At 57.0% G+C, this 11,953-nt stretch carries 8 protein-coding genes; 6 read left to right on the top strand and 2 right to left on the bottom strand.

Features of this window, described 5'->3' with window-relative positions; translation table 11 throughout:
• Positions 1-106 precede the first annotated feature (106 nt).
• The 3 genes from RCJ00_RS19530 to RCJ00_RS19520 all read left to right on the top strand — a co-directional run bounded on the left by RCJ00_RS19530 (position 107) and on the right by RCJ00_RS19520 (position 6,051).
• Positions 107-1,462: a gluconate:H+ symporter gene (locus tag RCJ00_RS19530; RefSeq protein ID WP_316224031.1), complete on the top strand. Its 1,356-nt coding sequence runs from the start codon at positions 107-109 to the stop codon at positions 1,460-1,462.
• Between the two features lie 56 nt (positions 1,463-1,518).
• Entirely contained in the window at positions 1,519-4,578 is a 3,060-nt protein-coding gene (locus RCJ00_RS19525; RefSeq protein ID WP_316224030.1) for a glycosyl hydrolase family 28-related protein, read from the top strand.
• 192 nt (positions 4,579-4,770) lie between these two features.
• Entirely contained in the window at positions 4,771-6,051 is a 1,281-nt protein-coding gene (locus tag RCJ00_RS19520) for an MFS transporter (RefSeq protein ID WP_316224029.1), read from the top strand.
• Here RCJ00_RS19520 and RCJ00_RS19515 read toward each other — a convergent pair.
• On the bottom strand, positions 6,028-7,176 hold the full coding sequence (locus RCJ00_RS19515; RefSeq protein WP_316224028.1) for an ROK family transcriptional regulator: 1,149 nt from the start codon (positions 7,174-7,176) through the stop codon (positions 6,028-6,030). The two genes, RCJ00_RS19520 and RCJ00_RS19515, sit on opposite strands and share 24 nt — an antisense overlap.
• A 188-nt stretch (positions 7,177-7,364) precedes the next feature.
• Here RCJ00_RS19515 and RCJ00_RS19510 point away from each other — a divergent pair, with 188 nt between their 5' ends.
• On the top strand, positions 7,365-10,154 hold the full coding sequence (locus tag RCJ00_RS19510) for a TonB-dependent receptor (RefSeq protein WP_316224026.1): 2,790 nt from the start codon (positions 7,365-7,367) through the stop codon (positions 10,152-10,154).
• 136 nt (positions 10,155-10,290) lie between these two features.
• Here RCJ00_RS19510 and RCJ00_RS19505 read toward each other — a convergent pair whose 3' ends face one another.
• Complete coding sequence (locus RCJ00_RS19505; RefSeq protein WP_316224228.1) at positions 10,291-10,419, bottom strand: hypothetical protein; 129 nt, start codon at positions 10,417-10,419, stop codon at positions 10,291-10,293.
• On the opposite strand from RCJ00_RS19505, the gene RCJ00_RS19500 reads away from it, so the two are divergent.
• Both RCJ00_RS19500 and RCJ00_RS19495 read left to right on the top strand, forming a co-directional pair.
• Positions 10,393-11,238, top strand: a complete 846-nt coding sequence (locus RCJ00_RS19500) for a glycerophosphodiester phosphodiesterase family protein (RefSeq protein ID WP_316224225.1) — start codon at positions 10,393-10,395, stop codon at positions 11,236-11,238. The two genes, RCJ00_RS19505 and RCJ00_RS19500, sit on opposite strands and share 27 nt — an antisense overlap.
• A 241-nt stretch (positions 11,239-11,479) precedes the next feature.
• Positions 11,480-11,872 carry a c-type cytochrome gene (locus RCJ00_RS19495; RefSeq protein WP_316224025.1) on the top strand — a complete coding sequence of 131 codons (393 nt, stop codon included), beginning with the start codon at positions 11,480-11,482 and terminating at the stop codon, positions 11,870-11,872.
• Positions 11,873-11,953: the final 81 nt, after the last annotated feature.

Below are 11,953 nucleotides of genomic sequence, written 5' to 3'. Positions count from 1 at the left end.
TCAGGCGCGTTTTCGGCAGGATATGGCTGTCGAAAAATGACCGCTAGACCACCCGTCGAACGACCAGAAACGGTCGCCACTTTAAGTCTTACTCGCGAGCCCCAGAATGATAACAGACATTGCCTCAGCAACCTCGGGTACGGCCTGGCAATTGACGGCCGTGGTCCTTGCGGTCCTTGGTCTTGTGGTCATGATCGGATGGGGCAAGATGCAGCCGCTTCTGGCATTTGTCATTGCCTCGATCGGCGCGGCATTGCTGCTAAAGATGCCTCTGGACGCCATTCCGAAGTCCCTGGAAAAGGGCATCGGCGACATGCTGGGGTCGCTGGCGCTGCTTCTGGCGCTGGGCGCCATTTTCGGCAAGATGATCGCCGACTCCGGCGCGGCGCAAAAAATTGCCTCTGTGCTGATCAAAGCCTTTGGCGCGTCCCGCATGAGTATTGCGCTCGCCCTGACCGGTTTCGTTGTGGGCATTCCTTTGTTTTACAATGTCGGTTTCGTCCTGCTGGCGCCTTTGGTCTTTTCGCTGGGCAGGCAGTCGGGTAAATCCCTGGTGTGGCTGGCCATCCCGCTTATGGCAGGCCTGTCGGTTGCGCACGGGTTTTTGCCGCCGCATCCATCGCCGTCGGCTATCGTCCCTATGTTGGGCGCCGATATGGGGTTGACGCTGCTGTATGGTCTGGCTGTTGGTATTCCCACCGTGCTGATTGCCGGCCCCGTTTTCGCCACTACGGTGCGCAAAATTACATCTAATCCGCCCGAATTGTTTATAAGCCCGCCCGTAAGCGATGACGAACTGCCAAGCGGAATTAACGCCTTCGGTACGGCCCTTCTTCCTGTTCTACTGCTGTCCGGTGCAACCGCACTCAGCTTCTCAGGCCAGGTCCCGACCGAGTACAAGTCTGTCGTCGCCTTTATCAGCAACCCGATCCTCGTGATGCTCATCGCGGTGATGGTCGCCAGCGTCACCTTGGGTATGGCCAGGGGGACGGGGTTCAGACAGCTGATGGAAAAATCGGGAAGCGCTCTGCGAGAAATCGCGCCTATTCTGCTGATCATCGCAGGCGCCGGCGCCCTTAAGCAAATTCTGATCGACAGCGGTGTAAGCGCCGCGCTCGGAAGCGTGATGCAGACCTTGCCGGTTCATCCCCTGGTGCTGGGCTGGCTTATCGCTGGCGCGATCCGCGTGTCCTTGGGCTCCGCGACCGTTGCCGGATTGACGGCGGCCGGTCTGGTCGCGCCGCTGGTGGCGTCGTCCGGCGTCAATCCGAACCTGATGGTTTTAGCTGTCGGGGCAGGGAGCCTGATGTTCAGCCATGTCAATGACTCGGGTTTTTGGATGTTCAAAGAATATTTCGGCCTGACCGTGAAAGACACACTCAGGACCTGGACCTTGATGGAAGGTCTCGTCGGTATTGTCGGATTGGTCTGCGTTCTGCTGCTGAACCAGTTTGTTGGATGACCCGTCTGAAGGATGAACAGACACGCGTAAACGCGTGCGAAAAGGGAGAGTTGAGAATGGCACAGCAATTAAGAATACACCGGCTTCACGTCTTGGTTTTGGGTCTGGTCGCGGCAGCCGCGCCTGTATTCCCCGCCGACGCTGCCGGTCTGGGAGCTGAGGGCGGGGCGTCGGTCTACATGACTGCGCCCGATGAGCCTCATGCCGTCACTGTCCACGGCGTCGGCGATGGCAAAGCAGATGACACGGCGGCAATTCAAAGCGCGATCGACGAAGCAGCCAAAAATAGCTTGGGTGGCATCGTGTTTATCCCGTCCGGGCGCTACCGTATTTCACGCACCCTGCTTGTGCCGCTGGCTGTACGTATCTTCGGCGTAGGCGCAAGCCGGCCGGTTATCTATCTGGGTGACAAGACGCCAGGTTTTCAAAAGGGCATTGCCAACCTGGTCGTCTTTACGGGAGGGGATATCTACACCACTGGAAAGGTGCCCGTTCCCGTGCCCACCGTCGTGCCCTATAGCGACAAGGTGCGCGACGCGAATTCGTCCACCTTTTATTCCGCGCTCGGCAATGTCGATTTTGAAATCGGCGATCGTAACCCCGCTGCCGTTGCCGTTCGCTTCCGTACGGCGCAACACACCTTCTTGAGCCACATCGATTTCCGCCTGGGCTCCGGGCTGGCAGGGATCTATCAAGCCGGCAACGAGGCGGAGGATCTGCATTTTTATGGCGGCCGTTACGGCATTCTTACCGAAAAGACGTCACCCGCCTGGCAGTTCACGCTTATCGACTCGACCTTTGTCGGCCAGCGCGAGGCAGCCATTCGCGAACACGAAGCCGATCTGACGCTCGTCAACGTCCAGATCAAAAATACGCCTGTCGGTATCGACATCGACCGTGGTTATTCCGATTCCCTATGGGGCAAGGATGTGCGCTTCGAAAACGTCTCCAAGGCGGCGGTGATTATAAGCAACGAAAGAGCGCCCTTTACTCAAATCGGCTTTGACAATGCGACGGCTGCGAATGTGCCGGTCTTCGCCCACTTCCGCGACAGCGGCAAGGAGGTCGCTGGCCCCGCCAAAATTTACAGCATGCGTACCTTCACCTACGGCCTGAAAGTGACACAACCGGGAACCGTAGGCACCCTTGCGCTCGATGTTCAGGCGACACCTCTGAAGGCGCTGCCGACCACGGTGGGGCCGGCCATTCGTTCGCTGCCCGGCGTCGATAAGTGGGTCAATGTCCGGACCTTGGGCGTGGTGGGCGACGGCAAGACGGACGATACCGCGGCTATCCAAAAGGCGATCGACGAACACCGCGTGGTCTATTTTCCGGCCGGATGCTATGTCGTCACCAATACCATCACCTTGCGGCCGGATACGGTCCTTATCGCCATGCATCCGAGCCTTACACAGTTGGTGATCCCGGACGGCACACCCGCTTTTTCAGGTGCAGGCGATGCCAAGGCCTTGCTGCAAAGCGCCAGTGGCGGCAATGCGATTGTGTCGGGCATTGGCCTGTCCACCGGTGACGTCAACCCGCGCGCTACCGCCTTACTCTGGAAAGCGGGTGCTGACTCGCTGGTTGACGACGTTAAAATTCAGGGCGGACATGGCACCTTGCAGGCGAATGGCGTCCGGCTGGACCCCTATGCGAAAACGCCCGGTATGCCCGATCCGCGCACGCTGTGGGACCGCCAGCGGCCGAGCATCTGGGTAACAGACGGGGGCGGCGGAACCTTCGCCAATATCTGGTCGCCCAATACGGTCTCTCAGGCGGGATTCTACGTCACCAATACCAAGACCCCGGGCCACGTGTATGAGTTGTCGGCAGAACATCATGTGCGGGCCGAAATCGTTCTGGACGGGGTCGAAAACTGGGAGTTCCTGGCGCCGCAGACCGAGGAAGAGGTGAGGGAGAGCCAGGATACGGTTTCGACCGAGATTCGTAACTCGCGCAATATCCTGTTTGCCAATTACCATGGCTATCGCGTGACACGGACGGTGAAGCCGGCCAGCCCGGCGATCAAGATATTCAATTCCGATGATATTCGTCTGCGCAATGTCCACGTGAATGGGGAAAGCGGGTTTGCGACCTGCGATGACAATGGCTGCACGACCTATTTGCGCGCCAGCAAATTCCCATTCGACGACGTGGTCGAGGACGTCACCCACAAGCAGGTTGTCCGTGAACGGGAGTTCGCCGTCCTTGACATATCCTCCCACGCCTCCGCAGCGTCGCAAGGGCCGGCAATGCCTAAGGTTGAAAAGCTTGAAGGCGGATTTTATTCCATTACCGGTGCGGCGACGGACTCGAAGGGCCAACTCTATTTCGTTGAGCATCAATTCCAGCGCATATATCGCTGGTCAAAAAGTGGCGGGCTTGAACTTGTCAGTGATGCGCCGCTTGATCCCGTCAACCTGGCCTTCGACAAGTCCGACAATCTGTTGGTTTTGTCCTCGATGGGGGCAGAAGGCACGGTCTACAGCTTCAAACCAGGCACGCCTGGCGCACCGGTGACGGTGATCGCACCCACCCCGGTCGTTGCCCATAAGGATGCGTTTACAGCCCTTCCCGGCAATTATTGGAACAATGGCGAGTTCCGCGATCAGTTGGATCCCAACACGATGGAATTCACGACTTTGAGCGAAATGTATGCCCGTGACGCCGGCAAGTCTCAGACCCGGGAATATGTCTCCCCCGATGGCAGTCTGGTCCTGCCCGCCTTCCGTGTTTTGACACAAGGGCCGGCCGACCATACGGGATACCGCTGGTCGGATACGCTTCAGGCGTTCGGATTGGTCAAGGCCAAGCTTGGCGAACGCGTGTTTGTCAGCAATGGGTCCGAGGCCAAGGTCTATAGCGCGGTCGTCGGCGAAGGCGGCAGCCTGACCCATCTTACCCCGCTGACGCATCGCGGTGGCGAAAGCGTAGCCGTCGATCGGTCTGGCAATCTCTATGTCGCCAACGGTCAAATCTTCGTCTATGGCCCCGATGGTCAGGAGACAGGCCGCATCGACGTCCCCGAACGCCCGCTGCAACTGGTCTTTGGCGGCGTCAATGGCACAACCCTGTTCATACTGACGCATCATAGCCTTTACGCTGTGGAACCCTGACGCTTCTTTCTGGGGAGCCTCAGGGCGATCTGGGGGCTGCGTCCTAAAGGCGCGGCCTAATCAGCCATGACGAGCCTCTCGGCGGCGCTCTCCTAGCCTGATCTGTTCATTAAAGCTTGCCACTTCCTGTGATAAGGGGGCTTAGGCTTGTTGGCAGATGCGACAAGGGGCGGGCAGCTTGGGGATACATATATGCTAGGCGCATCGCGCTTTGATAGACCGACGCTCTTCTATGGCCTGGCTCACTTTGGCAAGAGCCTGTTCTGGTATTCCAGCGAAATCTTGTTTGCCTATTATCTTAGTGAAGTTAGCGGGATGCCGGCTCAATACATGGGCATCATCCTGGCCGCCGGCTTTATAGCCGGGGCGGCGGCTGATCTGATACTTGGGCGCCTGCTTATGAAAACCCTCTCCAATACCTTGGGGGCGGCGCGTCTTCAGACGGCGGGCGCCGTGGCCAGCGCCCTTATGTTCATGTTGTTGTTTACCGGCGCCCTTGTGCCATTGCCTTACAGGTTAGCCTTTGCGCTGATTTTAGGTCTTGGTTTTCGGCTGGCCTATGCGCTCTATGATTTACCCCAAAACGCGTTGCTCAGCCTGGCGACACGCGACAATGACAGCCGATCGCGGGTGTCCTCTCTGCGATTATTTTTTAGTGGCGCGGCGTCATTGATAGTGGCTTTGTCTGTCGGGCCCTTGCTGACGGCCAATCTGCATCTATCATCGGCAAAGCGATTTTTCATTCTGGCGGTCATATTGGCGGTTACGGCGGTCTCTACCTCATTTGGCCTGTGGCGCGTCGTTCACGGCCGAGGGCAGGGCGCGCAAAGACCCGAAGCGACCCCTGTCAGCTATATTGCTACGCTGAAGGGGTTGCCCAGGAGTCTATGGGTCATCATCGTCTCTACCTTCATTATATCCGCGACTGTGTCGTGTTTTGGCAAGGTCGAGCCCTATTATGCCACCTATGTCCTGAAGTCGGCCTTATGGGGGGGCGTCATCATAACCTCTGCGTCCCTGGGGACCGCTTTGTCGCAACCTGTTTGGGCCTACCTATCCTTGAAATTCAGTCGCCTTACGGTCTCGTCCGTCGCCTCGGCCGGCTTGGCTTTGAGCACATTTATGTTCTGGTTGAGCGCCCATGTGCCAGTGATTGCGATTTGTTGCGCATTTCTGTTTGGGTGCGCCAGTGGTGGGCTTGGCATGATTCTTTGGGCGGCTTTTGGCGATGTAGTATCCAGAGGGAACCATCAGGTCGTGGGCACATCCTACGGGCTGTTGACGGCCATCATAAAGATAGCCCTGGCCTTTGGGGGGCTCATGATCGGCTATGGTTTGAGTCTTTTTGACTACAGAGGGCAGGCGTCTGCTGGGCTGGTGGCCTTTATGTGCGTGCCGGCCCTGGCTGGGGCTTTGACTGTACTGGCTTTTTCTATCGTCGGCCTGCGATCAGATAAAGAACGCCTTTTGTAGTGGCATGGCGGCGGCACCCATCGCAACCGCATGATGGTTCGAAATCTGAGATTGGACAATTTGCGGCATGGGATAGGGGCGGAAGTACCGGTCATCCATAGCGGTGACGTCCATTCTCTGGATCAGTGTCTCAGCGATATCTGCCGGTAAGCGGCCCCCAATCACGACGGTTTGAGGATCAAGCACATAAGCCAGTACCTTGGCCAGTTTCGTGAACGGCGTTACGGCCTGGGCCAGCCAATCCTCGACACCCTCCCAGCTCATGTCAATCCGTTGCACCATATCTTCGACGGTGGCAAAAGCGTGACCCTTGGCCGCGAGGCAGGTTCGCATCAAATCAAGGTTGGGGTAGCCGTCGCCGACGATATTCCACACACCGCCGAATTCACCCGCATTGCCGTGGAACCCGTGAAAGGCCTTCCCATGACTGATAATGCCGCCGCCAAAGCCGTTTGATAAGTGCAGATATACAAAGTCTGCGACAGTGCGGCCGATCCCAAACAGACTTTCGCTAATGGCTGCGACCGTGCCGTCATTACCCAGGCATACCGGCAGGTTCAACTCGTCTTCGATTAGGGAGGCAATCTCGACATTCGCCCAATCTTTCAGGTGAGTGTTGGGAGCCATCAGCCCTCCATCCTCCCAGAAAAAGGCCGAGATGCCGACACCGGCGCCGATGAGCCGGTCTCGCTCAATGCCTGTTTCCGTTATTAGTTCGGATTTAAACCGCGTCAGGGTTTCAAGCACGGCCTGTCGCGACATACTGGGCATGGCGGCTGAGCGGACGCTCAGAATATGCCCTGTGAAATCCATGACCACCATGATCAGGGCGTCCCCTTGCATGGAAATACCCAGGCTGTAGGCAAAGTCCGGAGCGAGCGTCACGTGAACGCTGGGATTGCCGGGACGATCAACATTTCGGTGGGAAACGCTGATCATACCATCCTGCTGAAAACCTTGCAGCAGGCGCGCCACCGTCGGCTGGGCGAGCGCCAGGGAGCGGGTAATGTCGGCCTGGCTTAGTCCGCCCGACTTCAATAGCCTATCCAGCACAAGACGTCCGCCGTCACTGACTGTCCGGTCGTGGGGAGGCGTTTTTTGGCGTTCAGCATGAGTGGGGCGCACGGAGCATCCTTATAAGAGGGCATGGCGAGCCTACCCGTCGGACGATTACAATGTCCAGAGTATACTATTTGGAAATGTGGCAAATATACCCGCAGAATGTCACGAAAGTGTTATGCATAAAGAATACTATGCATTATGTATTGTAAGGCGAGCCTTGAGAGGGTGAGCCGTTAAAAGGGGACACTTTCATGCTTTATCCATTACCTTTCAAAGGCACGTTGCGACGTTCGACGGCGATTGCCACCGCTCTGACGGTAACCCTGTCAGCTGTGCCGATGCTTGCGCAGGCCCAATCTTCTGACTCTGCCCAGGCGGAGTCAGGCGCAACGACAGAAATCGTCGTAACCGGCATCAAGCGCTCGAACCTCAAGGCCGTAGCCAGTAAACTCAATCATGCCGGCGTCTCCGATGTGGTCAGTTCTAACGAGGTGCAGGCCTTGCCGGACATAACCATCGTCGAAGCCCTGCGTCGCGTCCCCGGTCTGGCGGTCCTGCCGACGCTGGACAATGAACATCCGCGTGACGAATCGACGACGCCGGTCATCCGCGGCCTGGGCGCCGCCTACAACAATGTCACCATCGATGGCTCGCCGATTGCCTCCCCCGGCACGCCGAACGGCAGCCTAGGGTCAGTGGGCCGCGGTGTACGTCTGGATCTGTTGCCATCGTCAATGATCAGCGAAATGGTGGTCAATAAGACCTTTACCGCCAATCTCGACCCCAACGCCGTCGGCGGCGCTATTGACCTTAAGACCCGCAGCGCCTTTGAGCGCGGTGGCCGTCCATTCTTCACTATGGAAGCGGCCCTGGGCGGCGCCAGTGACGTGTCCAAACCGAATAGCCAGAACCCCATCGGCGGGCGGGTTGTCACGACGGGCAGCTTCACCTTCGGGCCCGAGCACAGGTATGGTCTTGTCGTGTCGGCGAACTTTCAGACGCTGGATTCCACGACCGACACCCACATGACGACCGATAGCATTCATGAAAGCTATTATAATGCAGCGGGTGTCCTGCAAAGCGGCAACAACCTTGGCAATGGGATCGCTGTGCCCCAGCAGGACAAGTACTGGTATGTTCAGGACCGCCGCTCACGCATGGGTCTGACGGCCAAATTCGAATCGAAATTCTCCGACACCCTCTATGGCTTCGTGACAGGCGGCTTTTATCAATTCCGCGATGATATGCAGCGCAATGAAAATATTATCGACCCGCGTAACCGCAACACCATTCTCAATCAGACAGCGACATCCGGTCAGTATGCGGGCGGCGATATAGAGGTTGGCTTCTCCGAACAGAAGATGACCAGTGCCACGGCCTTGTTGCAAAGCGGGTTGGACTGGAAAATCGCTGATGATGCGACCCTGAGTGTTCGCGCCACCGCGTCACGGGCCACTTACCGTGAGCCGATCCTGATGATCAAATATTCAACGGGCAATATCAACGGCGCTCCGGGAACAGCCGCAGGCACCACGCCGTCGGCCACACCGAATTACGCGATCACATACGACACCAGCGGCCTGAACCAGTCCTTCAACATCGCGCCCAGTGCCTGGTATAATCTCTCAAACTACAAGCTGCTCTATTATCGTCCGGATTATAAGCGCTCCGCGACAGATACCATCCAAAGCGTACGGGTGGATTATCGCAAGCATACGGACGCGCCGGGTTTTGGCTATGCCGCCGGGGCCAGCTATACGGAGGACAAGCCCTCCTATAGCGTCTATCGCAACGATCTGGAGCCCAATACCTCTGCTGTTCTGGGGACCCTCGCCGATGCGATCGGCTCAGTGAATGCGCCTTTGAAATATAACCAGAGCGGCCTTAATCTGCTGACGCTAAACTGGCGGAAAGCTGTCGCACAAGCCGAGGTGGTTCGGGCCGCCGGCGGTTTAAACACAACCGATCAAAGCGGTTTCAGCAACCAGGACAATTTTGAACATGTCGAAAAGACGTTGGGCCTCTACGGCTTGGTGACCTACAGCACCGACCGGCTGAAGACGCAATTTGGTCTGCATTCCGACTCTACGGATCAAACGACGGTTGGGCGCGTGAAGGCTGCGGGGGTCTGGTCGAAATTGCCGACAAGCTCGAGCTACAGCTTTATACTGCCGTCAGCTTTGGCGACCTATAAAATCAGTGACAATTTGGACATCCGGGCGGCGGCCAGCCAGACCATCGGCCGGCCGACCTACGACAGCTATGCGGCCCGCAGTTCCATCAGCTTCACAAATGCGAGCGATCTGGGCAATGCCAATGCAACCGGGGTGTCGGTCAGCGTCGGCAACCCGGAAATCAAACCGCGTCTATCGACTAACCTCGATTTGGCCGTGAATTATAAACTGCCCAAAGCAACGGGGGGGCTGGTTTCGCTGGCGGTCTTCAGTAAGGACATCAAGGACGAAATTTTCAACTCTGCCTCGATTGGCTACACCTATCAGGGCGTGACCTATGCCAACGCCGTGGTAACCCAGCCGGTGAATGCATCAAGTGCATCGGTTAAGGGCATTGAGGCCAGTGTCATTGTCAACTCGCTGGTCTGGATACATCCGGTGGTCAAAGACTTCGGTTTCAGCGCCAATTGGACGGCGTTGAACGGCGAGATTGATGTTCTCAAGTCCGACAAGAGCACGCGCACCTTAAAGCGCCTGATTGGTCAGCCGGATCAGACGCGTAATCTGACCTTGTTCTATAGCCACGATAATCTCGAAGTCCGTGTGGCCTATAACTATCAGGGCAAGGCCTTGCGCGCCATCGTCCCGGACATTTCCTGGCAGGATCTGTACTGGGCGCCGCGCGAACAGGTGGATCTGCAGGCGAGCTATAAGGTCCGGCCCGGTGTCTCGGTCTTCACCCAAGTGCAAAACCTGACCCACACCCGCCTGACCAGCCTTCTGGGGCCAAACCAGAACCTGTTGAAGGACACCTATTCCGTCCCCACAACCTTCTGGCTGGGCGTTCGTTTCACGCCTGTTTTCTAATCCCGGACACGGTTTACCACTGCCCCTATCGTGGCGGCGCGGTACCCCGGATGACGGTGTGTACCGCGCCCCTTTTTGAAAGTTTTATATGTCGCGCTCCAAATCCGTAACGATTCTCTCACTGGCATTTTGCCTTTCAAATCTTGTCACGCCCGGGGTTCAGGCTGCCCCGTCTCATGCCGTTTCGTCCCTGGCCGAGACCTTGCGCCAGAAGCTCCAAGATCCAGAGGCGGGTGTTGTGGTGGTCGCCCACAGAGGTTGCCATAACGCGGCGCCTCAGAGCCATCTCGAGGCAACGCCCGAAAACTCTTTTGAGGGCTTGGACCATTGCGTGTCCTTAGGCGTCGATATGATGGAGCTTGATGTGCGACGCACCAAGGACGGCGCCCTGGTGATCATGCATGATGCCACGGTGGACCGCACGACCAATGGCAAGGGGCGCTTGGCCGATATGACCTTGGCGCAGGTCAAACAATTGAAACTCCGGCAGAATTTCGGGGGCAGTATGTCGCCGACCCTGACGGATCAAACCGTGCCCACGCTCGACGAAATCCTCGATTACGCGCGGGGTCGTATTCTGCTCAACCTGGATATCAAGGAAGAGATCTATCCGGAAGTTATCGCTGCGGCAGAGGCCAAAAACATGGCCCCCTATGTCCTGGTGAAACGCGTCATTGCTGACGATGTCAGCCCGATCGTGGATCAGGCGCCGTATGACTCAGTTCCCTTCATGCCCATTATTGGTCACTGGCCTGCTGCGCCTGCCAATTTTGACGTGACCAGAATTGCCGCCCGTCAGGTCGCTTCGCAGCACCGTTTGATAGGGGTTGAAATGGTGTACCTGACGCCGGATGAATTCGCAGCGATAGGCAAGATTACCCATGACGCCAAAATCCGCCTGTGGGGCAATAGCCTGACATCCGTCGGTGTTATCAGTGTCATCGGTCTGGGTGGCGATACGGATGCCCTGCGCATATCCGGCCAGGCTTGGGGTGAGATGATCGAAAAGGGCGTAAATGTTATTCAGACAGACGAACCCGGCCCGCTGATCGACTATCTTAACCGGAAAAATATCAAACATTAGAATGCTTTGCGAATAAATCAGTTTGTAAAATAGTAAATTATGGCGCCGATCTGCTACCGTCAGGTCGGCGCTCCCGTTTGGGCTTTCGTTGGCGCGCCATCATCCCAGCGGCACGAGGAAAGGCGATGTATGTCCGATTTGATTTGAAACAAATGCTCTCGACAAACCTTATGCCAGAGTCTTTACCTTATGCCTCGACCAAAGGTTGAAGGCTTAATCAGGGTTGAGAGGGTAACGACAGATGATGTTGACATTACATGTTTTGGCGTTGGCGGGAATAATACACGGGAATGCCGGGCGCGTAGAGGGCGGCCAAGTCGCGCGGGGCGCGCGGATATTCTCGCAACAATGTAGCCTGTGTCACGATGACAGTCAGCATATGGTCAATGACAACGGGCCAGCCCTGTTTGGTGTTGTTGGCCGCCGTGTAGGGTCGGTCGACGGCTATAGCTATTCACCGGCGCTACAGCGTGCCGGTCAAAGCGGCGATGTATGGACAGTGAAGCGGCTCGACCAGTTCCTCACCGGCCCGGAAGCCATGTATGCCGGCACGGGTATGCCGATGCACTTCAGGACCTCGCAAGAGCGCGCCGCCATTATTGCTTACCTCAAAACGTTACGGACAAAAAACTGACCTTGGCGCCGAGGTCATCGCCTGTCTGCGCAATTCGTTAAGTGAAAGCGATATAAGCTTCACGTCTTAAGCTGCATCATA

The organism is Asticcacaulis aquihabitans, from assembly GCF_032490435.1.
GTDB lineage: Bacteria > Pseudomonadota > Alphaproteobacteria > Caulobacterales > Caulobacteraceae > Asticcacaulis.
This window is presented reverse-complemented; position numbering and strand designations above follow the sequence as displayed.